General features: G+C 49.1%; 27 protein-coding genes and 1 pseudogene. 26 read left to right on the top strand and 2 right to left on the bottom strand.

Annotated elements, in window-relative coordinates:
- The 17 genes and pseudogenes from DW720_RS16050 to DW720_RS14775 form a co-directional block, all read left to right on the top strand.
- Positions 1–61 (top strand): annotated as a pseudogene (locus tag DW720_RS16050) (conjugal transfer protein); the annotation flags it as partial.
- Between the two features lie 11 nt (positions 62–72).
- Positions 73–939 (top strand): VirB6/TrbL-like conjugal transfer protein, CD1112 family, encoded by an 867-nt coding sequence (locus tag DW720_RS14710; RefSeq protein WP_118047966.1) that lies wholly within the window; start codon positions 73–75, stop codon positions 937–939.
- Between the two features lie 15 nt (positions 940–954).
- Positions 955–1,686 carry a septation protein SpoVG family protein gene (locus DW720_RS14715; protein ID WP_003020333.1) on the top strand — a complete coding sequence of 244 codons (732 nt, stop codon included), beginning with the start codon at positions 955–957 and terminating at the stop codon, positions 1,684–1,686.
- Positions 1,676–2,455: a site-specific DNA-methyltransferase gene (locus tag DW720_RS14720; protein ID WP_110104195.1), complete on the top strand. Its 780-nt coding sequence runs from the start codon at positions 1,676–1,678 to the stop codon at positions 2,453–2,455. Before DW720_RS14715 ends, DW720_RS14720 begins: the two co-directional genes overlap by 11 nt.
- A gap of 2 nt (positions 2,456–2,457) precedes the next feature.
- Positions 2,458–3,027 (top strand): MT-A70 family methyltransferase, encoded by a 570-nt coding sequence (locus DW720_RS14725; protein ID WP_330428548.1) that lies wholly within the window; start codon positions 2,458–2,460, stop codon positions 3,025–3,027.
- 3 nt (positions 3,028–3,030) lie between these two features.
- Complete coding sequence (locus tag DW720_RS14730; protein WP_015563852.1) at positions 3,031–3,420, top strand: PrgI family protein; 390 nt, start codon at positions 3,031–3,033, stop codon at positions 3,418–3,420.
- A gap of 46 nt (positions 3,421–3,466) precedes the next feature.
- Positions 3,467–5,737 carry a VirB4-like conjugal transfer ATPase, CD1110 family gene (locus DW720_RS14735; protein ID WP_110104229.1) on the top strand — a complete coding sequence of 757 codons (2,271 nt, stop codon included), beginning with the start codon at positions 3,467–3,469 and terminating at the stop codon, positions 5,735–5,737.
- The gene (locus tag DW720_RS14740; RefSeq protein ID WP_118047968.1) at positions 5,718–7,436 is read left to right on the top strand and encodes a C40 family peptidase; all 1,719 of its coding nucleotides are present in this window, start codon (positions 5,718–5,720) and stop codon (positions 7,434–7,436) included. The genes DW720_RS14735 and DW720_RS14740 overlap by 20 nt, the downstream gene beginning before the upstream one ends.
- Positions 7,437–7,450: 14 nt before the next feature.
- On the top strand, positions 7,451–7,702 hold the full coding sequence (locus tag DW720_RS14745; protein WP_118047969.1) for a DUF4315 family protein: 252 nt from the start codon (positions 7,451–7,453) through the stop codon (positions 7,700–7,702).
- A 2-nt stretch (positions 7,703–7,704) separates the two neighbouring features.
- Positions 7,705–8,454 carry a DUF4366 domain-containing protein gene (locus DW720_RS14750; RefSeq protein WP_118047970.1) on the top strand — a complete coding sequence of 250 codons (750 nt, stop codon included), beginning with the start codon at positions 7,705–7,707 and terminating at the stop codon, positions 8,452–8,454.
- The gene (locus tag DW720_RS15790; protein ID WP_014080211.1) at positions 8,451–8,627 is read left to right on the top strand and encodes a hypothetical protein; all 177 of its coding nucleotides are present in this window, start codon (positions 8,451–8,453) and stop codon (positions 8,625–8,627) included. The genes DW720_RS14750 and DW720_RS15790 overlap by 4 nt, the downstream gene beginning before the upstream one ends.
- 4 nt (positions 8,628–8,631) lie before the next feature.
- Positions 8,632–8,985 carry a cysteine-rich VLP domain-containing protein gene (locus tag DW720_RS14755; protein WP_118047971.1) on the top strand — a complete coding sequence of 118 codons (354 nt, stop codon included), beginning with the start codon at positions 8,632–8,634 and terminating at the stop codon, positions 8,983–8,985.
- 179 nt (positions 8,986–9,164) lie between these two features.
- A complete protein-coding gene (locus DW720_RS14760; protein WP_118047972.1) occupies positions 9,165–10,124 on the top strand; it encodes a hypothetical protein in 960 nt (319 codons plus the stop codon).
- A 13-nt stretch (positions 10,125–10,137) separates the two neighbouring features.
- Entirely contained in the window at positions 10,138–10,722 is a 585-nt protein-coding gene (locus DW720_RS14765) for a hypothetical protein (protein ID WP_097786406.1), read from the top strand.
- Between the two features lie 12 nt (positions 10,723–10,734).
- Positions 10,735–10,899 carry a hypothetical protein gene (locus tag DW720_RS15795; protein ID WP_181977770.1) on the top strand — a complete coding sequence of 55 codons (165 nt, stop codon included), beginning with the start codon at positions 10,735–10,737 and terminating at the stop codon, positions 10,897–10,899.
- Positions 10,896–11,243 (top strand): plasmid mobilization relaxosome protein MobC, encoded by a 348-nt coding sequence (locus tag DW720_RS14770; RefSeq protein ID WP_003020363.1) that lies wholly within the window; start codon positions 10,896–10,898, stop codon positions 11,241–11,243. The genes DW720_RS15795 and DW720_RS14770 overlap by 4 nt, the downstream gene beginning before the upstream one ends.
- A 158-nt stretch (positions 11,244–11,401) precedes the next feature.
- Entirely contained in the window at positions 11,402–12,748 is a 1,347-nt protein-coding gene (locus tag DW720_RS14775; protein WP_182310817.1) for a relaxase/mobilization nuclease domain-containing protein, read from the top strand.
- Between the two features lie 201 nt (positions 12,749–12,949).
- Here the strand turns inward: DW720_RS14775 and DW720_RS14780 are convergent, their stop codons facing one another.
- The gene (locus tag DW720_RS14780; protein ID WP_054754179.1) at positions 12,950–13,309 is read right to left on the bottom strand and encodes a helix-turn-helix domain-containing protein; all 360 of its coding nucleotides are present in this window, start codon (positions 13,307–13,309) and stop codon (positions 12,950–12,952) included.
- A 246-nt stretch (positions 13,310–13,555) separates the two neighbouring features.
- On the opposite strand from DW720_RS14780, the gene DW720_RS14785 reads away from it, so the two are divergent.
- The 9 genes from DW720_RS14785 (at position 13,556) to DW720_RS14830 (ending at position 25,420) form a co-directional block, all read left to right on the top strand.
- Positions 13,556–14,239 (top strand): response regulator transcription factor, encoded by a 684-nt coding sequence (locus DW720_RS14785; protein ID WP_117461330.1) that lies wholly within the window; start codon positions 13,556–13,558, stop codon positions 14,237–14,239.
- The gene (locus tag DW720_RS14790) at positions 14,236–15,267 is read left to right on the top strand and encodes a HAMP domain-containing sensor histidine kinase (RefSeq protein WP_117461331.1); all 1,032 of its coding nucleotides are present in this window, start codon (positions 14,236–14,238) and stop codon (positions 15,265–15,267) included. Before DW720_RS14785 ends, DW720_RS14790 begins: the two co-directional genes overlap by 4 nt.
- 141 nt (positions 15,268–15,408) lie before the next feature.
- Positions 15,409–16,074 carry an ABC transporter ATP-binding protein gene (locus DW720_RS14795; protein ID WP_054754173.1) on the top strand — a complete coding sequence of 222 codons (666 nt, stop codon included), beginning with the start codon at positions 15,409–15,411 and terminating at the stop codon, positions 16,072–16,074.
- A gap of 15 nt (positions 16,075–16,089) precedes the next feature.
- The gene (locus DW720_RS14800) at positions 16,090–18,600 is read left to right on the top strand and encodes an ABC transporter permease (protein ID WP_118047974.1); all 2,511 of its coding nucleotides are present in this window, start codon (positions 16,090–16,092) and stop codon (positions 18,598–18,600) included.
- Positions 18,601–19,180: 580 nt separating this feature from the next.
- Positions 19,181–19,591, top strand: coding sequence for a sigma-70 family RNA polymerase sigma factor (locus DW720_RS14810; RefSeq protein ID WP_014080198.1), 411 nt, complete (start codon positions 19,181–19,183; stop codon positions 19,589–19,591).
- A gap of 469 nt (positions 19,592–20,060) precedes the next feature.
- Positions 20,061–20,327 (top strand): DUF6870 family protein, encoded by a 267-nt coding sequence (locus DW720_RS14815; protein WP_007884026.1) that lies wholly within the window; start codon positions 20,061–20,063, stop codon positions 20,325–20,327.
- Positions 20,328–20,445: 118 nt separating this feature from the next.
- Positions 20,446–22,128, top strand: coding sequence for a recombinase family protein (locus DW720_RS14820; RefSeq protein ID WP_118047975.1), 1,683 nt, complete (start codon positions 20,446–20,448; stop codon positions 22,126–22,128).
- A gap of 176 nt (positions 22,129–22,304) precedes the next feature.
- On the top strand, positions 22,305–22,979 hold the full coding sequence (locus DW720_RS14825) for an ABC transporter ATP-binding protein (protein ID WP_006426335.1): 675 nt from the start codon (positions 22,305–22,307) through the stop codon (positions 22,977–22,979).
- Positions 22,976–25,420: an ABC transporter permease gene (locus DW720_RS14830; protein ID WP_118749790.1), complete on the top strand. Its 2,445-nt coding sequence runs from the start codon at positions 22,976–22,978 to the stop codon at positions 25,418–25,420. Before DW720_RS14825 ends, DW720_RS14830 begins: the two co-directional genes overlap by 4 nt.
- A 301-nt stretch (positions 25,421–25,721) precedes the next feature.
- On the opposite strand, the gene DW720_RS14835 is transcribed toward DW720_RS14830, so the two are convergent.
- The gene (locus DW720_RS14835) at positions 25,722–26,165 is read right to left on the bottom strand and encodes a GNAT family N-acetyltransferase (RefSeq protein ID WP_118492283.1); all 444 of its coding nucleotides are present in this window, start codon (positions 26,163–26,165) and stop codon (positions 25,722–25,724) included.
- Between the last annotated feature and the right edge of the window lie 109 nt (positions 26,166–26,274).

Raw genomic sequence — 26,274 nt, forward strand, 5'->3', positions numbered from 1 at the left:
GGGCGGCGGCATCATCGTCATTGGCACCACACTGATCCCTCTGCTGTCTGGCCTGTTTTAAGGTAGGCGCTTATGGATTTCCTCACCGACTGGCTCACAAACTGGCTCAAAGAGCTTCTGATTGGCGGCATCATGGGGAACCTCGAAGGTCTTTTTGATACCGTCAATACCCAAGTCGGAGAGATTGCGGCACAGGTAGGGACTACCCCGGCGGCGTGGCACGCCGGGGTTTTCTCCCTGATCCGACAGCTTTCCGAAACGGTGATCCTGCCGATTGCCGGAATGGTGCTGACCTTTGTTGCCACTTATGAGCTCATGCAGATGCTTTTGGAAAAGAACAATATGCACGAGGTTGACGTTGCGAACCTCTATAAATGGATGTTCAAAACAGCCTGTGCAATCCTGATCCTGTCAAACACATTCAATATCGTCATGGCCGTGTTCGATGTCTCGCAGAGCGTCATCGCGCAGGCAGGCGGGCTCATTCAAGGCTCTACCGATGTTTCGGCGGATATGCTTGCTGAACTGGAAACCTCGCTGGAGGCGATGGACTTGGGGCCGCTTTTGGGGCTGTGGCTGCAGTCTGCGCTCATTGGCTTCACAATGAAGGCGATGGGAATTATCATTTTCGTTTTGGTGTATGGCAGGATGCTGGAAATCTATCTGCTGACCAGTCTGGCCCCCATCCCCGTTGCTACGCTTTCCAACCGGGAGCTTGGCGGCACCGGGCAGAACTACATCAAGTCCCTGTTTGCCGTGGGCTTTCAAGGGCTGCTGATCCTTGTATGTGTTGCAATTTACGCAGTGCTCATTCAAGGCATCGCAACAGGCGGCGATCCCATTGGGGCGATTTGGGGAACTGTGGGCTACACGGTTCTGCTTTGCTTCATGCTCTTTAAGACCGGGAGCATTGCCCAGCGTATCTTTGGCGCTCATTAACAGGAGGTGGTGCTTATGCCGAGAAGATACGGGGCAGACGGAACGCGCTTATGGAATGGAAAAACGCCGGAGGAGTTTACTGAGGCAGACGCTTACCGCTTTATGGCGGAAACAGAGGCCGTCCTGCAAAGAAAAGAGTTGATGGACGACCCCGCCCAGCCTGCTCCGGCAAGCGGAAAGGAGGAATTTTATCTGAGTAAGAAAGACGATGTATTGCTGACCCCGGAGCAGATTGCTGCGGAGGAACGGCGCTGGCTGTTTGATGCTCCCATCGCGGAGCTTGCGGAAGTCAAGGGCGTTAGCATTGATGAGGCAGTAAAAATGCGGACAGACGCTGTCTTGCAGGAGGCGGTTGTTCCGATCACGGTATCTGTCCGCCCGATTGAGCCGCAGGGAAAACTGATCGGCTTCGCCAGCGTCAATTTTGGCGGTGTGGTCATCGACGATTTTAAGGTTGTGGACGGGAAAAACGGGATTTTCCTCGGCGCTCCCTCTAAACCCGATCCTGCCAGCCGGACGGGATACCGGGCTACGGTTCGGATTCCTGACCGCGCCACACAGGAGCGGATCAATGCGGCTGGTGTGGAGGCGTATCATGCGGCGGTGGAACAGCTTGTTGCACGGGCCCAGGCGGTACGGCCTGCCCCGATCAAGGAGCAGATGGCCGAGGCCGCGAAACAAGCTGGAAAAGAAAATGCCGCCCGGCCTGCACCTGCCAAAGCAAAGGAGGCCCGCAATGACCGATAGCCGCACTTTGGGACAAAGTGTCCCGAAGGAGGGCTTGTTTCTCATGGACGGCATCGAGGGCCTGCGTTCTTTGCCAAAACATAGCGTGGATATGCTGCTGACTGATCCGCCCTACGGCACAACCCGGAATTATTGGGATGTGCCCCTGCCGCTCCCGGAGCTGTGGGAGGCGGTGAAATGGGCGGTCAAGCCGAATGGCGCAGTGCTGTTTTTCGCACAGTGCCCCTTTGACAAGGTGCTGGGCGCATCCAACCTCGCCATGCTCCGCTATGAGTGGATTTGGTACAAGGAGCGCGGAACGGGCTTTCTCAATGCAAACCGGGCTCCACTGAAAAAGTCCGAGAATATCTTGGTGTTTTACCAGAAGTCCCCGGTCTACAATCCGCAGTTTACTTATGGCAAGCCTTATGCCCGCGTACATTCCAGAAGCGGTACAAGCTCCAACTATGGAAAATTTGAACGGCAGGGATCGGAGTCCAACGATGGCCGCCGCTATCCCGGAAATGTACTATTTGTGCCTACGGTGTCCGGCGGCATCCACCCCACGCAGAAGCCCGTGGAGCTCTGCGAGTATCTGATCCGCACCTATACCCATCCCGGAGAACTGGTCGCGGACATTTGCGTTGGCTCCGGCACAACCGCGATTGCAGCCATCAACACAGAACGCCGCTTTGTATGCTTTGAAACGGCCCCGTCCTTTTATGCCGCCGCCAGTGAGCGCATCCGTGCGGCGCAGGCAGTAAAAAGCTCCGGCGAGAAAGGAGTGTAATTATCCAGCAGTATTCTATCATTTACGCCGATCCCCCTTGGCGCTACTCGGCTAAGAAAGTGCAGGGCGCGGCGGAAAATCATTATCCCACTATGAGCATTGAGGATTTATGTGCGTTGCCTGTGGCTGATCTTGCAGCCCCGGACAGCACACTCTTTTTATGGGCTACTTTCCCGCAGCTCCCGGAGGCGCTCCGGCTGATCGAGGCTTGGGGCTTCACCTATAAATCCGTTGCTTTCGTCTGGCTGAAAAAGAACAAGAAGGCGGATAGCTGGTTTTACGGCCTTGGCTTCTGGACAAGGGGCAATGCAGAAATCTGCCTGCTGGCAACCAAGGGACATCCAAAGCGGCAGGCTGCCAACATTCATCAATTCATCATTTCCCCGATTGAAGCCCATAGCAAAAAGCCGGACGAGGCCCGCGCCAAAATCATTTCCCTGATGGGCGATCTGCCCCGCGTGGAGCTCTTTGCCAGGCAGACCCCGCCCGGCTGGGCTGTATGGGGAAATGAAGTAACACCAACCATCCCGGACTTTGGGACACATTGTCCCGAAGTGCAGAAAGGAGTGTGATCTATGCCCTATGTAAACGTACCAAACGATTTATCCAAAATCAAAACAAAGATGGCTTTCAACCTCACCAAACGCCAGCTTGTCTGCTTCGGCAGCGCGGGCGCAGTGGGGATTCCGGCCTATCTGCTGACCCGTGGCACCCTCGGCAATACCGGGGCGATGTTTCTCATGCTGGGAATTATGCTCCCGGCGTTCCTGCTGGCGATGTATGAAAAGGACGGCTTGCCCTTTGAAAAGGTTGTGCGAAACATCATCCGGGCCAAGTTTCTAAGGCCGGGGATCAGGGCCTACCGAACCGAAAACATTTATGCGCCCTTTGCCGGGCCGGGCGCTGGAAAGGAGGATGTGATTGAAAAACACAAAGAAGAAAAACGGAGCCGCCGCCAAGGGTAAAGGCCGGGCGACCCTGTCTGCCCAACAGACAATCCCGTATCTGTCCATGCACCCGGACGGTGTGTGCAAGCTCCCGGGCGGGCTCTATACAAAAACCGTGGAATATGAGGACATCAATTACTCCGTGGCATCCACCGAGGATCAGACTGCCATATTCAGCGGATGGAGCTCATTTCTCAACTACTTTGATAGTTCGCTGCCGTTTCAGCTTTCCTTTATCAATCGCCGTTCCCATTCTCGCAGCCGCTATCAGGTCAATATCCCGAAAGCGGATGACAACTATAACAGCGTCCGGGACGAGTTTACCGGGATGCTGAAAAATCAGATTGCCAAAAGCAATAACGGCATTGAACGCTCAAAATACATCACCTTTGGCATACCCGCCGAGGGGATTGCGGAGGCACGGCCCCGTCTGGAGCGTGTGGAGGCTGATGTCATGGGAAACTTTAAGCGGCTGGGCGTTCCCTCGGAGCCTATGGACGGGCGGGCCCGCCTTGCGCTGCTTCATAGCCAGATGCATCCGGGGAGCCGCGAGGCATTCCGCTTTTCGTGGAAAGACATCCCGCAGACCGGGCTCGGCACAAAAGACTTTATTGCCCCGGACAGTCTCGACTTCCGCCAGTCCCGAACATTCCGTATCGGCCAGTATTGGGGCGCGGTGTCCTACTTGCAGATTATGGCATCAGAGCTTTCGGATAAGCTGCTGGCGGAAATCTTGGAGCTGGATGCAGAAATGACTGTGACCATGCACATTCAGACCGTGGATCAGCTCAAGGCAATCAAGACCATCAAGGGGAAAATCTCGGACATCGGAAAAATGAAAGTAGAGGAACAGAGAAAGGCTGTGCGCTCCGGCTATGACCCGGATATTCTTCCCCCTGACCTGATCACATTCAGCAAGGACGCAGCGGAGCTTTTGGCTGATTTGCAATCCCGCAATGAGCGAATGTTTCTGCTGACCTTTACGGTGGTAAACCTTGCCCCTACTCGCCAGCGGCTGGAAAACGATGTGTTTACCGTGGGCGGCATCGCGCAGAAATACAACTGCGCTCTGCGCCGTCTGGACTGGCAACAGGAACAGGGATTTGTTTCCTCGCTGGCCCTTGGTTACAACGAGGTAGAAATCCAGCGCGGTATGACAACCAGCTCCACAGCCATCTTTATCCCTTTTATGACAAGGGAGCTCCGCATGGCGGGGCAGGCCCTCTACTATGGCATGAACGCACTTTCTCACAATGTCATCATGGCTGACCGCAAAAAGCTGAAGTCGGCAAACGGGATGTATTTGGGTTCTACGGGCTCCGGCAAGAGCTTTGCTGCAAAGCGTGAGCTCTTGAATGTGTTTCTTACCATCCCGCAGGATCGGATCATCGTGGTTGACCCGATGGGCGAATATGCGCCACTGGTGCGAAGGCTGGGCGGCCAGGTAATCGAGATTGCCCCGGACAGCCCGCACCACCTCAATCCGATGGATGTGGAGCTCAATATGGCCGCCGGAGAAAGCCCGCTTTCCATGAAGGCGGATTTTCTTTTGTCCCTATGCGAGCTGGTGGTCGGCGGCAAGGAAGGCTTGCAGCCCATTGAAAAGACGGTCATTGACCGCTGTGTGCGTTTGGTGTACCGGGAACAGGCGCTCGGACTGGAAACTGCAAAAACACCGCTGTTACAGGATTTGTACGAAGAGCTCTTACGCCAGCCGGAGCCCGAAGCCCGGCGCGTGGCAACTGCCTTAGAGCTTTATTGCACAGGCTCCCTCAATCTCTTTAACCATCCTACCAACGTCAAGACGGACAGCCGTGTGGTGTGCATCGTTCTGAAAAACATGGGCGAAAACCTTAGAAAGATTGCAATGCACATCACAAATGAGTTTGTTTCGCAGGCGGTGGATCAGAACTTCCACGAGGGCGCGGCGACTTGGTGCTATTTTGACGAGTTTCATATTCTGCTCCGCGATCCGCTGACAGCCAGCTACTTTGTGGCGGTCTGGAAAATGCTGCGGAAAAAAGGATGTGTGCCATCTGCTTTGACGCAGAACGTCAAAGACCTTTTGGCCAGCCGTGAAATCGAGAACATTCTGGACAACACGGATTTTATGATTCTGCTTTCGCAGGCGCAGAGTGACCGTACCATTCTGGCAAAACAGCTCGGTATTTCCGAGCATCAGCTTTCCTATATCACACACAGCAATTCCGGCGAGGGGCTGTTGTTCTATGGAAATGTAACCATTCCGTTTGTGGATCGGTTCCCTCGCGGAGAAATCTATGACCTGCTGACTACCCGCCCGGAGGATATGAAGAATGAAACGAAAAACGAATAAGACCAAGGAGGAGGCTTGGTCGCAGACCGCCCACGCCCCTGACGGGGAACAGCCCGGGCCGGAGGCTTCCGACACTTCGGGACAAAGTGTCCCGAAGTCCAAGTTCCGCAAAAAGAGCCAGCAGGAACAGGCTGCGGCGGCAAAGCTCCACATGGAGTCCCAAGGCGAAAAACTGGAACAGGCCCGGGAGAAGCTGGCAAAGCAAAAGCCGCCGAAAAAGCCCGGCCCGGTAAAACGCATAGGCCGTGTTGCCAGCGGTTCCGTTCACAGCTTCGTGCATGGCAAGATTTTTGAAGTGGAACAGGAAAATGTCGGCACAGAAGGCGCACACCGTTCTGAGCTTGTGGGAGAAACCGCGCTGCGGCACGGCTCCCGCTTTGTGCGCCGTAAAGTCCGGGAACATCCGGCAAAAGTGGTACGCAAGGCCGAGGCCCGCTATACCAAATACACGGCAGACTACCATTTTCACACCGCCGCACAGGAGCACCCGGAGCTGACGAAAAATGCCCTTACCCGCTACTGGCAGAAGCAACGGCTTCGCAGGCAATACCGCAAGCAGGCAAAGGAGGCTGCAAAGCAGGGCGCGGCTGCGGCTGGGAAAACTGCCACAGCCACAGAACGCCTGACCGCCCGGGCAGTGGAATTTGTCAAAAGTCATCCCGCATGTGCCGTGGTTGCGGTGCTCTGTGTGTTACTCCTGTTTGCTATGCAGTCCTGTTCCTCTACCATGCTTATGCTGGGGAACGCCGGGGCCGGTGCATTAGGGGCCAGCACCTATCCTTGCGAGGATCGTGATATGCTGGCCGCCGAAGCTGCCTACTGTGCGCTGGAAGATGATTTGCAGCATTATCTGGACACCTATGAAAGCACCCATGACTATGACGAATACCACTTCGATCTGGACGAAATCGAACATGACCCCTATGTGCTGCTTTCTCTTTTGTGTGCGCTCCATGAGGGGCAATGGACAATAGACGAGGTACAGGTAACGCTGCAAATGCTGTTTGACCGCCAGTACATTCTAACGGAGAATGTGGTGGTGGAAACCCGGTATCGCACAGAAACCGACACATGGACGGACGAGGATGGCAACTCCCATACGGACACCTATCAGGTGTCTTACGATTATTACATCTGTACGGTCACGTTGGAAAACTTTGATTTGTCCCATGTACCTGTGTACGTTATGGGCGAGGATCAGCTTTCCCGATATGCCATCTATATGGCAACGCTGGGAAACCGCCCCGATCTGTTCCCGGATTCTCCCTATGTGAACAAGTACATTACCGGGAAACCCGGTGATTACGAAGTGCCCGGAGAATATCTGGACGATGAAACCTTTGCCGCGATGCTTGCCGAAGCGCAGAAATACATCGGCTATCCCTATGTGTGGGGCGGCAGTTCTCCCGCCACTTCCTTTGATTGCTCGGGGTACGTTTCGTGGGTTATCAATCACTCCGGCTGGAATGTGGGCAGGCTGGGAGCCCAGGGGCTCTATAACATCTGTACGCCGACCAGTTCTCCAAAACCCGGTGATCTGGTGTTCTTCAAAGGCACCTATGACACGCCGGGCGTGAGCCATTGCGGGATTTATGTCGGTGATGGAAAAATGCTGCATTGCGGAGATCCCATCGGCTACGCAAACTTGAATACAAGCTACTGGCAATCTCATTTTTACGCCTACGGGCGTTTACCGTGACAGGAGGTTTTGAAATGGCAACTACCAAAAGCATGAAAATTCAGGCCGAGATTGATAAGGTCAAGGCCAAAATCAGTGAACAGCAGGCCCGGCTCAAGGAGCTGGAGCAGAAAAAGCTGGAGGCGGAAAACAGCGAGATCGTGGACATTGTGCGCGGTATGAGCATTTCCCTTACGGAGCTCCCTCTGCTGTTTGAAAAGCTGAAGGATGGAGGTACTTTGGGACAATGTGTCCCGAAGTCCGAAGAAGAAAAGGAGGAAAACTGAATATGAAACACTTTCGCATGTTGGCGGCGGGGCTTTGCTCCGCCGTTCTTTTATGCGGCTTTGCAATCCCGGCCTATGCCTATTCGGACGGCGGGAATGAGGAACCGCCTGTTGTGGAAGAAACTCCGGCCCCGGAGCCAGCGCCTACCATTACCCCGGGCGAGGGCTTTTCGGAGGATGGAAACCTTGTGACCCGCGATCTGCTCTACGATGCCGCAACCAACAAACAGTTCATCACGGTGGAAACCAGCGGCGGCAACACCTTTTACATTGTCATTGACTATGACAAGCCTGTGGACGAGGACGGCGAACAGTATCACACCTACTTTTTGAACATGGTGGATGAAGCCGATCTGCTGGCGGCACTGGAGGCCGCTGGCGGAGAACTTCCGGCCTGCTCCTGCACAGAAAAATGTGCGCCCGGAGCCATCCATACGGATTGCGAGGTCTGCGCGGTCAACATGACCGAGTGTGCTGGCACAGCTCCCGAACCCGCTCCGGTGACGGAACCTGCGGAGGAGCCGGAACCCGAGCCCCAGCAGAAAAGTAATACTGGGACGCTTCTGCTAATCATGGCAGTGGCTGTTCTGGGCGGCGGTGCAGGCTGGTACTTCAAAATCTACCGCCCGAAGCATGAAAAAGCTGCTGTACCCGAAGAGGATTACAGTGAGGAACTGGCTGATTATGACGATCCCGAGGACGATGGGCCGCCTTGGGACGAGGACGATACCGAAAGTGAGGATAATGAATGAGATTTACCAACAACCCCTATGAGGGATTTATGAAAGAAAAAAGCTACTTTAAGGGTGTGCCGCCAAGCCTGCCGCCGAAGGGCTCCCGTTGTGACGGCTGCCCTTACTGGCGCGGGATTGGCTGCGTGTTCTGCTACCGGGAGCAGCTCAAACCACCGGGCAACGGGAGGTGATGCTGTGGGCCGAGAACTGACCCGGACAGAAAAAGCGGCAATCCGCAGGCTGGTGTCAAAATGGTGTGCCAACTATGACCGGGACTGCGGCTGCCTGCCGCTGAATTGCGAGTGCTATATGTTTGGGAAATGCTGGACGGGGGCTTATTGCCGCTACTTCCGCGAGGCAGTTCTGCCCCTTGATCCGGCGCTGGAGGTTGCGCTGCTGGCAGAAGGGCCAAGGCCGGATTTCAAGGCTTGCCCGGTATGCGGCAGAGCCGTGGCTCCTGATGGACGGCAAACCTATTGTTCGGCGGCCTGTGCAAAGGCGGCACACCGCAGACAGCAGCGGGAATATATGCGGAAAAAACGGGGCTGATATGTTGACAATTAGGCCAGCCTAAACCCGCTTATGACAAGGCTTTTTAAGGCCCTTTTCTGCGGGAGGTGTATGTTTCTATGTCCGGCCCTGTTTCCGTGAGATGCTGTCAACATTTTAGCTGCCGGGGCTTTGGGACAATTTGTCCCAAAGTTCCGGCTTTTGTGGAAGGAGATACTATGCCGAAATATTATCCGATCAACGAAGAAGCCGCAAAGCGGGCAAAAGATATGAACAGCTTTTCCGACTATCAGCCGGGCTCCGCTACGGCGGGCTACCGGGCAATGGTCGATGAAGCGTATGCAGCGGCGGAACGCCAGAAAGCCCGTGTCGATCCCATGTACCACGATAAGATTGACGCTCTGGTGGATCGTTATGCCCGGAAACTTGCTGAAAATCTGAATGAACGCAATGTGATTGATGCCCGTGTACCCTCTATTCTGATCTCCGGGGGCGGCAACTTCCCTGTGGCAAAGAAGCACAAGCAGAACGCCGCCCGGGATCGCAACTATGGAGAGTATGCAGAGATTTCAAAGCTGCTTGATAAAATCCGCTCTGTTGGTATGGGTGGGATCAGCGCAGACGATGATCTTGCCGTGGAAAAGCTGACAAAAAAGCTGGAGGGGCTGGAGTCCCAGCAGACCACCATGAAGGCGGTCAATGCGTATTTTCGGAAACACAAAACGCTGGACGGCTGCCCGGAGCTTACGCCGGAGCAGGCAGAAAAGCTCAAAGCAGATATGGCGCAGTCATGGCACTTGGACAAAAGCAAGCCATACCCCGCCTATCTGCTTTCCAACAACAACGCCAACATCCGCCGTGTGCGCCAGCGCATTGAGGAACTGAGCAGCCGCTCCGAGTTTGCTGGCTGGACATTCCCCGGAGGTGAGGCAAAAATCAACGAGGCTGAAAATCGTTTGCAGCTTATTTTTGAGGAAAAGCCCGATGCCGATCAGCGGCAGGAACTGAAAAGCAACGGCTTTAAGTGGGCTCCCAGCCAAGGGGCATGGCAGCGGCAGCTTAACCAGAACGCTATCCGTGCTGCGGCCCGGATAGACTTTCTGCGGCCCGAGGACGGTACAAGCCCCTATCAGCTCCAGCCGTTTGTGAAAAGAGAAAACAAAGAAATGTCTCGATGATGGGAGGTGTACTATGGACAAAAATCAAGGCTATTCGATTCTGAAGGCTGTTATGCTGGAAAATGGACGTGGATTTGCATTGGGCGAACATCCCACCGCGCCATCCCGCTATGTTACATGGGCCTGCTATGATGACAAGGACGGCCAGCGGCAGTACGAATGGGGTCACTATGGAAATGACCGCACCGCGATGGAACAGGATTTTACAGACCGGGTGCAGGACTATCAGCGTATTTATAACGTGGGGATCAGGCAGACCGAGGCTCCCGGTCTTTACAAGTATTATTCTACCCAGCGGCCTGTGGACATCGGGACATTCCCGAAGCCGCCCTATAACAAGCCGGATGAAATTTTCAATTACGATCAGCGCGTCCCGGTGGAAAATGGCTCGTTCTTGGCTTGGGGTTATCTTACCTATACCCGTCCGCTGACGGAAAAGCAGGCATCCGACTATGAGCTGCGTCCTGCGCCTGATAATCCCGACAGGCCCCGTCCGATTGCCGAGCAGATGAAAAACGCGGCAAAGTTGGCGGAGGCAGATCGCGGCTCGGAGGCTCCGGCTCCCCAGCGCAGGCAGCCTGACCGTGGCGATAGATAAGGAGGAGCGTGTATGGAAAAGAAACGTGAACAGGAATTGTCTGTACTGGAGGTGCTGCGCCTGCACCGTGAATTTCATTTGCCGCGCCCCGTTCCGGCAGACGGACAGGAAAAGCCGCTGGATAAGGTAAAGGAGCCGCCCCGCGCCTGCCGCAGCCGGGAGCGTGAGGAGCGATGACAAAGAAACGCCGCCGTCCGATCCATCTTCATGTGATGGTGTCGGAGGCGGAGCAGGCCCTGATTCAAGAACGTATGGCGGAGGCTGGCATCCGTAACATGGGAGCCTATATGCGGAAAATGGCCCTGAGTGGGTATGTGCTTCATGTTGACCTTTCGCCTGTTCGTGAGCTGGTTTCGCTCCAGCGGCGATGCTCCAACAATCTGAACCAAGTGGCAATTCAGGCCAACACCTACGGCGCAATTTATCCCGAAGAACTCGCAGCCTTACAGCGGGACTATGCCGCGTTGTGGGGGCCGCTGTCTGATCTCTTGAAACAGCTCTCCGCGCTGGTAGAGCTCTGACCCGTCCGGGGAGTGGTTGATACCGCTCCCCGGTTTTTTCTACTTCGGGACAAAGTGTCCCAAAGTAAAAATACTATTTGCCGGAAGGAGGGATTTCTACGGCGACAACCTACATCCGCCCTTATAAAACAGCGGCGGGAAAAAGTGCAATTCAAACGATGGAGGATCGTTTTACCTATGGCCTGAACCCGGAAAAGCTGGGAGCCGTATCTTCCTATCTCTGCGACCCGAACACGGCTCCCGCCGAGTTTCTTCTGGTAAAAAGTCAATACCTTGCAGAGACAGGCCGAGCCGTATCTCGCGGGGCCCTGTTCTTTCAGATCCGGCAGGCGTTTCTGCCCGGGGAGGTTACAGCGGAAGAAGCAAACCGTATTGGTTATGAAACGGCGATGCGCTGGACAAAGGGAAAGTATCAGTTCTTCGTCTGTACGCATACCGACAAGGCCCATATCCACAATCACATTTATTTTAATGCAACGGCCTTTGACCGCTCTCGGAAATTTCATAATTTTATTGGTTCGTCCTTTGCCCTGCGGCAGCTCTCTGACCGCGTGTGCATCGAACATGAACTGTCTGTTATCCAAAATCCGCGCCAGCACAGCAAGGGCTGCTTTCTTCACTATGGCCAGTGGATCGGAGAAAAGCCACCCTCTGCCAAGCAGCGGGTACGGCTGGCTATTCTCGCGGCTTTGGAGAAAAAGCCCACAGACTTTTCCGACTTTCTTCGTCTCATGGAGGAGTCCGGCTTTTCGGTGAAACAGGGACGCGGCGGTGTCATCTCATTCCTTGCGCCCGGGCAGGAAAAACCGACTCGGCTCCGGGCTTCTACACTGGGAGCCGGATTTGACCCGGAGGACATCAAGGCAGTAATTGCCGGGGAACGTCCACTCCCTGAGCTGCCAGAGGAGCCCACGGTTCCGCCACGGCGAGTTAATCTCATCATCGACATTCAAGAGCGCATGGCCCAGGGCAAGGGCCCAGCCTATGAGCGATGGGCCAAGGTCTACAACTTAAAACAGATGGCCGCCGCGCTCCAATATTTGCAGGAGCATCATCTGACAGACTATGCGGCGCTGACGGCCAGCACCGAGGCTGCGGTGGATCACTTTCACAAGCTGTCTGACGAGCTCCGCACAACGGAGGAGGCTCTTTCCAAAACCTCGGAGCTGATGGCTGCCACGGTGGACTATGCCAAGACTCGCCCGGTGTTTGATGGATACAAAGCTGCGCGGTACAGCAAAAAGTATCTGGCCCAGCACGAAGCGGAGCTTGCCACTTACCGGGCGGCAAAGGATACTATGAACACCATACTGAACGGCGCAAAACTCCCTAAGATTGAAGCACTAAAAAAATCCCGCCGTGAGCTGGCGGGACAAAAGAAAGCGCTTTATGCAGAATACCGGGAGGCCCAGCGGCAAATGCGGGAGGCCGTGGCAATAAAAGCGAACATTGATCATCTGCTCGGCATAACAGACGAGCGTGAAAATAAGGCCCAGGAACGATAGTGACGGGCCGCAGACTACGGTGCAACGCACCGGGACTTTGGGACAATTTGTCCCGAAGTACAGCGGGTTTGGGGAGCTCCCCAACAAGCATTTTTGCGGGTCCTGCGCCCTGCAAAAATTTCGGAGTGTGGCCACACCCGAATTGCTTGCCAAAACGCGCAACCCGCAACATGGCGCAAAAAACGGAGGTTACGCTTTCTTTTACGTTTCCTCCGTTTCTTTCGATGCTTTCATCGCTTGGATTGTAGCTTCAACGATTTTCAATTCTCTTTCGTCCAAGGCGTTCAACATGGCATCAATCCGCTTCCTGCACTCGCTCCCGCTATTCTGGGACGGGTAAAAGTATTGATCCACCGATATATCAAACATTGTAACCATCTGATAAAAGGTGTTGAAGCTTGGATGCTGACCATCATTTTCATTATACATAATGGTACGCGGAGCGCGGTCAACAATATAGGCCAGTTGCTCCTGTGTCATGCCGCTGGCTTCTCTTGCACGCTTGATGGCGAGCCCTATATCGTGAAAATCAAAGCGTCTTTCATCTCGTTCTATCTTCATAACATCACCTGATATGATTTTACATTTCATGTGATATTATTTGAACGACTGTGTATTTCATACTACTGACTATTTAATTTCACATACGCAAAATTGATGATCGCGGAAATGTGAGGTACAATATACCTATAACTTTGGGACAATTTGTCCCGAAGATCAGAGGTTGGTATCTAAAATAAAATCAGAAATATTGTGAGGTTTCTGTGACATTTGGGTGCTATACTGAAAATGAAGGAGTGTGATACCATGCGAATTTTAGTAGTCGAGGATGATCGGCTTTTGAATAATACTTTATGCTATAACTTGAATACTGCGGGCTATACGGTTGATTCTGCACTGACAAAATCAGTGGCCAGTAGTTTCTTGACAAAGCAGGACTATGACCTGATTGTGCTGGATGTAAATTTGCCGGACGGGAACGGTTTTGACTTCTGCCGGGAAATAAAAGAGCGTCGCCCTGATACCGTTATTATTTTTCTGACCGCAAATGATATGGAAAGCGATATGCTCAAAGGGTATGAACTGGGCGCAGAGGATTATGTGACAAAACCTTTCCCTATGAGCGTCTTTCAAAAGAAATTAGCGGTAGTGCTGGGTAGGCTGACAAAACAATATGGTGGTGATACTTATGAGGATGGCACACTGACCATCAATTTTTCAGAAATGAGTGCTACTCTATCAGGAAAGCCACTTACATTCACCCCACTGGAATATCGACTTTTGAAAATCCTGATGAAAAATCCGCAGATTGTTTTGACCCGGCAAGTCTTGTTGGAAAAGCTGTGGGACGCAGACGGAAATTTTGTGGATGAACACGCTCTGACTGCGGCGATCAGCCGGGTACGAAACAAAATCGAAACACCTGACCGTCAGTATATCAAAACGGTATATGGTATGGGCTATATGTGGATCGGAGGAGTGCTGAAATGAATGTGCGAAAACTTTCCGTCAACAAAGCCTGTATCTTTTTTGCTGTTCTCCTGCTGGTGGCAATGGGGACGGTTTCAGCAGCTTTGTATGGGCTGACCCAAAATATAACCGCTGTCTGGTATGTATTATTGTTCGGCATTTTTGTGCTGGTTTGCGCTGTTTGTTTTATGGTGCTGGTTCGCCGCAAACTGGCAATGTTCTCCGATGCTTTTTGCAGTTTAATGGATGATATGTTATCCGGGAATATGCAGCCGAAACAGACTGTGGAAGAAGAAAGTCTTTTCTATAAAATTGAATATCGGCTGAACCGTTTATATGAAGTCATGCAGGAAAACAAGAACGGCATTGCACAAGAACGGGCTGACCTGCAAGAACTGATTTCCGACATCTCCCATCAGGTCAAGACCCCGATTGCGAACTTGAAAATGATTAACAGCACTCTGCTTGAAAATGAAGTCCCTGTGCAAAAACAAAAAGAGTTTCTAACGGCACAGGCCAGCCAGCTTGATAAACTGGATTTTCTCATGCAGGCTATGATTAAAACCTCTCGTTTGGAAACAGGTGTTATTTCTCTGGAAAAGAAAAGCCAGCCGCTTTATGACACGCTTGCCGCCGCATTGGGAGGTATTCTTCTGAACGCCGAGAAAAAACAGATCAATGTTCAAGTGGACTGCCCGGAGAACTTGGTCGTTTCCCATGACAGAAAATGGACAAGCGAAGCACTGTTCAATATTTTGGACAATGCAGTGAAATATACGCCGGAGGGCGGTCAAATCCGTGTTTCGGTTGAAAGTTGGGAAATGTATGTGAAAATCGACATTGCAGATACAGGCATTGGCATTTCAGAACAGCATCAGGGAGCAATTTTCAAGCGTTTCTATCGAGAGGACATCGTACATGATGTAGATGGAATTGGTATTGGTCTATATCTGGCTCGTGAGATCGTAACCTTGCAAGGCGGTTATATCCGGGTAACATCCGAGGTTGGGAGGGGTTCAACTTTTTCCGTCTTTCTGCCTCGACAATAAAATAAGTACGCTAAAAAACAAAATGTCACAGGCCTATGACATTTGAGATTTAATTAAACAGAGGTATTTTGTTTCCCGTGACATTTCTGTGAGGTTTACCTTTTATGATAGAGCCATCAAAAAGAAAGGGTGGTGTTCTATATGAGCATATTACAAACGACAGATTTGAAGAAATATTACGGCACCGAACCGAACATTACAAAAGCATTGGATGGCGTGACCCTATCCATTGAGGAAGGTGAATTTGTTGCCATTGTTGGTACTTCCGGCAGCGGTAAGTCTACTTTGCTGAACATGATGGGCGGGTTAGATACGCCAACTTCCGGCAGTATTAAAGTAAAAGGGAAAGAATTATCGAAACTCAAGGATGAACAGCTTACCATCTTCCGCAGACGTAACATCGGGTTTATCTTTCAGAATTACAATCTTGTTCCTGTGCTGAATGTCTATGAAAATATTGTCCTGCCGGTGGAGCTGGATGGTGATACCGTGGACAAGCGGTTTATGGATGAAGTCGTGAAAATGTTGGCTCTCGATGGGAAGCTGAACAGTATGCCTAACAATCTGTCCGGCGGCCAGCAGCAGCGTGTAGCGATTGCCCGCGCCCTTGTTTCCAAACCAGCTATTATACTTGCAGATGAACCGACAGGCAATTTGGATAGCCGGACAAGTAGTGATGTTCTTGGTTTGCTGAAAGTTACAAGTCAGAAGTTCCATCAAACGCTTGTAATGATTACCCATAACAATGAAATTGCCCAGCTTGCCGACCGAATTATCCGTATTGAGGACGGAAAAATCGCACAGTGACAGGGGGTGACATTGATGGATGATATTTTATTTGGGAACAATAATCAGGCAACAATCAATCGTCTTGCCAAAAGAAGCTACCGCGCTAATAAGCAGAGAAATGTTTTCGTTACCATCGCATTATTCTTGACCGCCTTTATGATCACATCTGTATTTAGTTTGGGGTGCAGTTATTTTGAAACCTATCAAATGCAGCAAATTCGTGCGATGGGCACGACTGCGGATGTGGCAATTACAAGCCTCTCAGAAGAACAATATGAAGAATTGAGCCGATCCAGCTTGGTATCCGTAGTTGGTATCAGTCAGAGATTGGGCAGCATTGATACATCTGGAATGGACGATGCCCTGCTGAGTATTACTTGGATAGACGAAACAGAATGGCAAGAACACCGTGTACCAACAATTTCGGATATACACGGAGATTATCCGCAAGCAAAAAATGAAATTATGCTCCCTACATGGGCTTTGCGTGCAATGGGGATTGATGATCCACAGATAGGGATGAATATTTCCCTTTCCTATCAACTCGGAACAGATTATCAATATATCTCCGATGAATTTGTTTTGTCGGGCTATTACACAGATTATTCGGCTTCACGTGCAGGCAACCGTGGTGCCGCTTATGTTTCGGAGCTTTTTGCAACACAAACAGGGCTTCCCTTTGATAGTGTGTCTACCGCAATGATTTCTTTTTCTGATGACAGTAATGCCCTGCGATCCTGTGAAAAACTAAAACGGAAGATTTCGTTTACAGAAAGTCAGTCCTTTGAAATTGTACCTATTGCTCAGAGCAATTCCACCACCATTGTTCTTCCACTGGCTGCTATTATCGTCTTTATCATTATCAGCGGCTATTTGCTGATTTATAACATTCTGTATATCTCAATTTCAAGAGATACACAATTCTATGGACAGCTTAAAACGATAGGCACGACAAAAAGACAAATCAAGCGGATCGTGCGTTCTCAAATATTCAGAACGGCGGTGATCGGTATTCCCAGCGGCCTGATTGTCGGTGGTATTGTTTCGCTTGGACTTGTTCCGTTTGCCATGAATATGATGTACTCAAGCGATACAGACCATGGGGAGATAGTGTCCTTTTCCCCCATTATTTTTGCGGGTGCCGCAATCTTCACATTTTTTACTGCAATCATCGGCAGCATGAAACCAGCGAAAATAGCTGCAAGTATTTCTCCTGTTGCGGCTTCACGCTATACGGAGGCAAATACAAGGAGTTACCGAGATCATAAGAGCCATAGAACAAAATTATCTCGGATGGCACGAGATAATATTTTTAGAAACCCTAAAAGCGCTTTCCTTACTTTTGCGTCCTTATTTTTAGGCTTAATATTGTTTTTGGTTTCTGCTGGTCTACTATCAAGCCTAAGTCCCGACAATTTTGTAAATCAATGGGGAGAAAGTGATTTCGCATTGACTTACAGCATTTCCGAAGAAGGAAACCTGCTCTCTGATGAAATGTTGCAGCAAATTGAAACAATGCAGGGAATTGAAAATCTGCGCGTCACTTATTCTGCTTCACCGTGGCCCACTATGGATGTCATTTACGACGAAAATGTATTCGGGAAATATATTGATTCCTTGGATGGCGTATCAGGTCTTGATTTTTCAAATGCGGAAACACGAAAAAACTATACAGATAATTTTTGGAGCGGCGTTTACGGAATAGATTCCAGATATATCGAAGAACTTAATAAAACGCTTGATAAGCCTATTGACTTAACCGCCTTTGAAAAGGGAGAGTTGGTGGTTTTGCCCGCTATGACGGATGATGAGGGAAACCTATTGATTCAGCCAGGGCAAGCAATCACCGTTGTCGGTGAGTCCGGGGAACAGGTCTTTACAGTGGCAACTGGCTTTCTGGACGCTGATTTTCAGAGTGGTCGAGGAAATGAGAGAGGTACTGCCCCTGATTTGTATATCAGTGAGCAGGCAATAGAGAAGTTGTCTGGAGAAACCAAAATCTTTCGGATTGCTTTTGATACGATTGATAGCAGTTATGACAAAGGGATTATGGAGCAGCTTCAATCCATTACTGCTTCGTTACCGGGCATTACGATTCTGTCACGATATGAAAAGCAGCAAGAAATGGCCGGATATTTGCTGACCTCAAGGATTATAGCCGCAGGGTTGTCCGCTGTATTTTTGCTGATAGGAATTATGAATTTCATTAACACAATGGTTGTTAGTGTAAATACTCGGAAACATGAATTTGCAACACTTGAAAGTATAGGAATGACGAAAAAGCAAATTAGAAATGTATTGCTTTGGGAAGGCGGGTATTATTGGAGTATTTCTTTCCTACTGCTTGCCACACTGGGAACAGCGATATATATTCCAATATACTCAGCCTTTAGAAGAATGGTTCCTTATGCAGCTTTTCACTATCCTGTAATTTCTCTGTTGGTTGTCGCAGCTATTGTTTTGCTGGTCTGCTTGGCAACCCCCGTCATAACTTTCATGCAAAATGTTAAGCAAAGCGTTGTAGAGAGACTGCGGCAGAATTAAATATTTGCGATGAAAACCGGGAGATTATTCTCCCGGTTTTTCAAATCTCACAGGTTCGTGAGATTTCAGCCCATTATTCTGTCGAAACAGCGTGTGTCAGTGACATTTCTGTGAGGATTGCTTGTTAAGATAAGCGCAAAAGGAACAAGCTGCCGCACGACGGCAAAAGAAAAAAAGCCGTCGTACAGCAGCCTATCAACACGCCCATTTGAAACGGCGGCTTTGATTTTCAGAGCCGCCGTTTCTTTGCGTCTACACAAACCAATGACGACTTGTAGGGACACGGTAGCCGATGGGAGGTTATTTTGCCGTGTTCATTTTATTATTTCATTGTTCGCGTGATCTGCACCAGCTAAAAAAAGCGTAGCCCCTCCGTCGGAGCAGTCCGGTTTTGAACATGAAATTAAACAGTACATAACCGATAATACTTTTTCGTGCGCTTGTGCGGCCTTGTGTCGCACAGGCGCATTTTGCTTTCCAGACTTCGAGACAAAGTGTCCCGAGGTGCGGTGCCGTTCTCCGCCGTTGCTCCATTTCGTTTCCGACCAACCCCGAACAAACTGAAATGGAGGATTTTACGATGACTACTATCAATTTGAAAGATTTTTATTATTGGTACACGCAGGATCAGCTTATCGAAGTTTCTGACGAGGTGGCCGAGGTATTCAAGGCCGATGCCCGCTATGAAATGGCCTACCAGCGGCGGCTCTCCCGGCACAAGGCGCAGTATTCTCTGGACTGCGATGACGGGATTGAATATTCCGCTTGCCTGCATGAGCCGACCCCGCAGGAGCTCCTTGAACGGATGGAAACCTTTCTTCGTCTGTGGAACGCTCTCAATTCTCTGCCGGAGATCCAGGGCCGCAGAATTGACGCACATATCATTCTTGGCAAGTCGATTAAGGAAATTGCCGAGGCCGAGGGCGTACATGAGGAGTCTATTCGCCAGTCGATCAAGCGTGGCCTTGAACGCATGAAAAAAACTTTTTGATTTTTTCTTCTTAACCCACTTGGAATTGATGAAAAAATGTCTCGGTTTATGAGAGGAGGTTTTCTTCCTAACGCGAGGGAATAACGGCAACCCTGAGTAAGTACGTGGAGCCAGACGGTGGGTGCGCGGTGACATTTCCCAAAAGAGATTGAGCGAACAACACCAACACTGTAAATGGGCCCGGCCATCCCAAGGCCATGATCCGGCGCTGAACAGGTTGGCTGCCTGTTCCTCCGGGCTTGTCGCTTTACTTGCGTTGAGAGCGCCGCACAGAAAATAACGATTGTCTTTGGACAGGCCAAGTAAATATGTGCGGCGCTCTCTAATATTCAAAAACTATAATAAACCTCGAGACAAAGTGTCCCAAGGTGGAGTAAGGCAACAGGCCAGCATCCCGGTGGTGCTGGCCTGTTGCGTTTCCCCACCAAACAGCGGGAGGCGTTCTATCAATCTGCGAAGGAGGTTTACCGTGAAATTAACTACACAGGAACTTGAACAAATGAGAAGCGTTGACATTGGCGCGGTGGCTGCCGAGTCCCTGCCTGATGTGAGCGGTATGACCTTTGACAATGCGCTTTCCCGAAAGGAGCGCATCTCTCGATTTTTGCAGACTGTCAAAAATCCATACTGCTTTTGCATCGGTGGTGTTGGCGTGAAAATTGAATTTGCTGAAAGCGGGCCATCTCTCCAAGATAAGCTGACGGATTTCCTGCTGCGGCAAAGAAGCGGGCTGTAACTTCGGTTACAGCTCGTTTTGCTTCTTCGAGACAAAGTGTCCCGAAGCGGAGGCATCCTTGTTGTCCTCCCCGGACAGAGTTATAATATAAGTGTAATGTGATAGGGAAGGAGGAACAATGGCACGAGCAAAAAACAGAGGGTATCAGCAGAGTTTCTCTCCCTCTTACACAATCCGCCGCTGGCGGCTGGGCATCTATATCCGGCTTTCAAAGGAAGATTTGAAAAAAGGAAAAGACGATAGCAACAGCGTAAAGAACCAGCGTGACCTACTGAACGATTTTTACCGACGCAACATTGACGAGTTTGAAAGTATCAGGGAATATGTAGATGACGGACATACTGGAACGGACGCTAACCGTGAAGATTTTCAACGGCTCTTGGCGGATGTCATGAGTGGTAAAATCAACTGCGTTATAGTAAAAGACCTGTCCCGCTTCGCACGAAATTATAGCGATGCCGGAAGTTTGATCGACAACCTGTTTGTTCAAATGGGTGTTCGCTTTATCAGCCTTGCTGAGAATGTGGACAGCTACAAGAACCCCGACAGCGTTTCAAATATCATCGTTCCCATTACAAACGTGATGAACGATAATTACTGCTATCAGACTTCCAAAAAGATCCGGCAGGTATTTGATTACAAACGGCGCAACGGCCAGTATATCGGAGCATTTGCTCCTTACGGCTATGTAAAGCACCCAAAGGACAAGCACAGGCTGATTGTTGATCCCGATGCTGCTGAAAATGTCAAACTCATTTTCACAATGCTTATTCAAGGGTCATCAAAACGTGCTATCGCGTTGTACCTGAACGAACACGGCGTACCGAGCCCCTCGGCTTACAAGGTACAAAAGGGCTTGCCTGTTTCGACAAGAGGGTATGACGATCCTATGTGGGGAGCCCGCATGATCCACTCCATTCTTACCAATCCGACCTACACCGGGGACTTAGCCCAAGGCCGGAGCCGGGTGAAAAGCTACAAGGTACACCAGATTGAAGCTGTTCCCCGCGAGGAATGGGTGGAAGTGGCTGGAACACATGAGGCCATTATCGACTATGAAACTTTCGATAAGGTACAGGCTCTCTTACAGCGTGATACCCGTACTTCCCCGAAAGGCCGTGAGGTACATTTATTCAGCGGCTTTCTGAAATGTGCCGATTGCGGGCGGGCCATTACCCGATGCGTTAGCAAGAACAACAATGTATATTATTCTTGCTCAACCTACAAGAACCGTTCCCGGACAGCCTGCACCATGCACTCAATCAAGCATGAACGGCTGGAGGCTGCTGTTCTGTTCGCCGTACAGCATCAGGTACATTTAGCTGTTTCCTACTCAGAAATCGTAACGCAGATCAATTCCGCTCCAATCAAAAAAAGCCAGTCTTACCGACTGGACGATCTGATAGCTGCAAAAGAGCGGGAACTGATAAAGATAACACGCTACAAGCAATCTCTTTATCAGGACTGGAAAGACGGTGAAATCACCCAGCAGGAATACCGGGATATGAAGGCTGACTATGAACGGCAGACTTCTGATATTTCCGCGGTGCTTACCCGGCTGAACGCTGAACGCGCAGAACTGGCAAACGGTGTGGACAATGAGCATCCTGCACTGGTAGCCTTTATGAAGTATCAGAACATTGAAGCCCTCAACCGTGAAATCTTGGTTGAACTTGTGGACTATATCAAGGTCTATGAAAACGGCAATATCAGCGTGAAATTCAAAGTTGCTGACGAGCTCCGCAAGATTGCCGAGTACATTGAAATCAACACTACGGAAGATACCGCAGTAGCGGGCTAACCCCCGCTACAAACCCCTTTGACAGTGTGTTTTCCTAATAGGCGCTAATCATATGTTGGTTAAATTTTAAGTGGGCAGAAATCTTACAATTCTGTAAGACTTCTGCTCGTTTTTTGAAAGTGAAATGAAAGATTGCCCTGATACAATTTGGATGTAAGATGAAAAGGAGGCAACACATGAGTGTGATATTAGAAACCAAGCAGCTTTGTAAATTTTATGGCGCGGGTGAGAATCAGGTCAAAGCGGTCAATCAGGTGGACATTCAGATTGAGCAGGGAGAATTTGTCGCAATTGTCGGAAAGTCAGGTTCCGGTAAAAGTACATTACTTCATATGCTTGGAGGGCTTGACACCCCTACAAAAGGCAGTGTTACTTTAGCCGGTAAAGATTTATACAGGATGAAGGAAGATGCCCTTGCTGTTTTCCGCAGAAGAAAAATCGGATTTGTTTTTCAGGCATTTAATCTGGTTTCATCTGTTAATGTCTGGGAAAATATCGTACTGCCACTGGGGCTGGATGGAAGAAAAGTGGATGAAGCGTATGTAAATGATATTATTGCAACTCTGGGGATTGAAAACCGGATTTATAATCTGCCAAATCAGTTATCCGGAGGACAGCAGCAGAGAGTAGCAATTGCAAGAGCACTGGTGAATCGTCCAGAAATTATATTTGCAGATGAGCCGACAGGAAATCTTGATTCTAAGACCAGTGATGAGGTAATCGCTCTGCTTAAGATGACAGCAAAAAAATATGGACAGACAATTGTAATGATTACCCATGATGACGAAATTGCACAGGTCGCTGATCGCATTCTGGTGATTGAGGATGGACAGGTGGTGGATTTCAGATGAAGACAATAAGCAGGATTGCATATAGCAATGACAAAAGGAACAGGACAAGAAGTATACTGATCATGATGGCAATCTGTCTGACCACGATGCTGCTTGTTATCATCAGTACTGTGGGAAATGGGGTAATTCATTTACAGAAAAGTCAGGCGGCAGGATCATATGGAAGCAATTATGGTCTGTTTGTTTCCGCAGACGGATCGCAGTTAAAAGAAGTAAACCGCCGTGCGGAAATAGATGCTACAGGCACTATGTGCACCGAAGGTATCATAAAAGGCAATGAAAAAGGCGGGTTTGTCTGCATGGATGAGACTGCAAGAAAAATGCTTCCTTATAATAAAGAATATGAGTTGAAGGAAGGAAAGTATCCGGAAAAAATGCAGGAAATTGCCGCAGGAAGAGCATTTTTTCGTGCAATGGGGTATGGTGATGTAAAGATCGGAGATACGGTTACACTGGATTACCGCGCAGGGATGCAGTCAGAATATAAGCCGGAAGAATTTGTTGTCAGCGGAATCCTATATGATCGGGATGAGTATACCATCGAGGCATCTTATGTTGCTTTCGGGTCACAGGAGTTTTATGATGAGCACGTCGCAGAGAATGACAGACAGTATAATATTTATTTTACTTTAAATGATTCTGCAAATGTATCTATGAATAATATTGATTCGGTTATAAAGCAGATTGCAGCAGCTTGTGGGATCGAAGAAAAAAACGTTATAGTCAATGATCTCTATTTGCAATGGGTCTTGCAGCCGAGTTATGAAACGATTGAGGTATGCGGGGGGTTGATTCTTGCAATTGTACTTTTCTCTGTTGTGGTCATTTATAATATTTTTCAGGTCGGTATTGCCAACAAGATACAGGAGTATGGAAAAATCAAGGCTCTGGGAGCAACAAAAAAGCAGATGAAACAACTGATCTTCAGAGAGGGCATTTTTTTGACAATTTTTTCAATACCGGTTGGATTGCTTCTGGGCTTTCTGATTGCAAAATGCGGTTTTAACTGGCTGGTAGAACAGGGGAACCTTGTATCAACCGGAACTGGCTCTATGGGAGTTCAAAATCAGCAGGTGCCTCTGTTTTCCCTGCCTGTTATGTTTCTCTGTATTTTCGTATCATTTCTTACCGTTGCTTTGGCACTGCGTAAACCAATGAAAATTGTTTCACGGATTTCACCTATCGAAGCAATACGGTATTTAGAAAATGCAGAAACACAAAAAAAAGGAAAACGAAATGGCAGAAAAAATGTCACCGTGTTTTCTATGGCAATGGCAAATGTAATGGGTAACCAAAAAAGAACCATTGGTACCATCCTCACACTGGGGCTTTCCTGCGCATTGTTTGTGATTATTTCTAATTATGTGGGAAATATTGACACGGAGCATGAAGCACGTCTTTCCGTTAATCATGGACAATTTGAACTGCAGCTTGACTATTCTGCTGAGTATGATGAAAGATATCCGGAGAATAATCTGGATACGATTCTGACGGATAATCCATTGAATGATTCGCTGATTGAAGAAATCAAAAGCATTCCGGGAGTGACAGATGTCATGACGAGAGAGATAGTCTCTGTAAATCTGAACGGAACAAGATTTCCGGCTGATATTGTGAGTAAAAATGATTTTGATTTTATGCGCCAGGATGGGGATATTGGCTCTATGGACTATGATCAGGCGGTAAAGAATGGTGATATTTTCTTTGGCTGGTCAACGTGGATGGAACAAGATGGATATGCTCCGGGTGAATCCATTGCATTTGACTTTGAGAATGGAAGTGAAACCTATACCTATCAGGGAAAGATTGCAGGATCCTTTGTAAGCGCGGACACTTATCTTGTCATTCCAGAAGGTGTATACCGTTCCATGAATCCGAGAGGAACAGCCTATGGCTATCTGTGGGTGGACTGTGACAAAAAAGATGTGGCATCTGTGGAGCAAAATCTGAATACATTGATTTCTAATACTTCGCATATAAAAATGGGTACTTATCATGCGCAGTTACAATCTGCAGAATTCTCAGCTCGCACGATGAAGCTTGGCTGTTATCTGTTTATGGCGGTTGTAGGATTCATCGGTTTTATGAATATGGCAAACACCATGATCATGAATATTACGATAAAAAAGCAGGAATATGGTGTATTACAGGCTGTGGGTATGACAAATAAACAATTAAATTTATGTCTGCAGTTACAGGGACTGATTTTTACGGTTGGCACCATATGTGTAGCACTTGTCGTTGGTCTGCCACTTGGCTACGTGCTCTTTGCCTATGCAAAGCATAATGGGATATTTGGAATGAATGTCTATCATGTTCCAATTACACCAATTCTTGCTATGATTTTGCTGGTCAGCCTTTTGCAGATTGTGCTTTCCTGCGTTTTAAGCAGTAATCTGAAAAAGGAAACGCTGGTAGAAAGAATAAGGTATCAGGGATAGCAAGTAACCAGGCTGTCACTCGGACAATGAGTGACAGCTTGGTTTGCGAGTATACGTCAAAAGATTCTGTGCCCTTGTATTTTCCCTTATCAGAGTTTGTAAACTTATATGGGAATATATAACACAAGGGAAAAAATAAGGGAAAGCTCACCTGCGACAAATCCAGTGTTTTCAAGGGTTTGCGGAGAATTTAATAAGAAAATATAACAGTTATTAAATCTCTTAAAACAGGTGAAATCTCAATCGGAATTTGATGAGGTGATAATATGAGCAAAAGTAAGAAGTTGACAAATACTGGAAGTTATAAACATCTTTGCAAATATATCATATCTATCAACTGTACACCGCCCTCATAAATTGGGTGGTCATAATTGTCAGTAAAGAAATGGGGAATCTTGTGAGAACGAACAAACCCACATTTTTCATAAAATGGTATCGTCAATGGACTGTCACCTGTTCCAACTTGCAAAACAGAATATTCATCTGCATATTTACTGGCAAGAAAATCAATTAGTGCTTTGCCATAGCCCTTTCTCTGATTTTCCGGATCGACTGCGATATTCTTGATTTCAAGTATTCCATTACCTTCATCGGTAACAACACATTCTGCTTTTTCATCATTGTCTTCAAGCACATACATAGTACCTTTTTCAAGATAGCGCTCAACCATGCTCTCCTGTTCATCAGCTAATAACAATAATGATATAAATTGCTTTTTATTTTCGTTCACTTCTCGGATTTTCATATCCATTACTCCGTCAAATTGGAATTGATCGTGCTCTGTCTTTCGCTAATGCAACTCCATTTTACTGTGCAAACATAAGTTATGCCCGTCTCAAGATTCGCTTTATATC

Origin of the sequence: Clostridium sp. AM27-28 (assembly GCF_003480955.1) — a bacterium.
Lineage (GTDB): Bacteria > Bacillota > Clostridia > Lachnospirales > Lachnospiraceae > Otoolea > Otoolea fessa.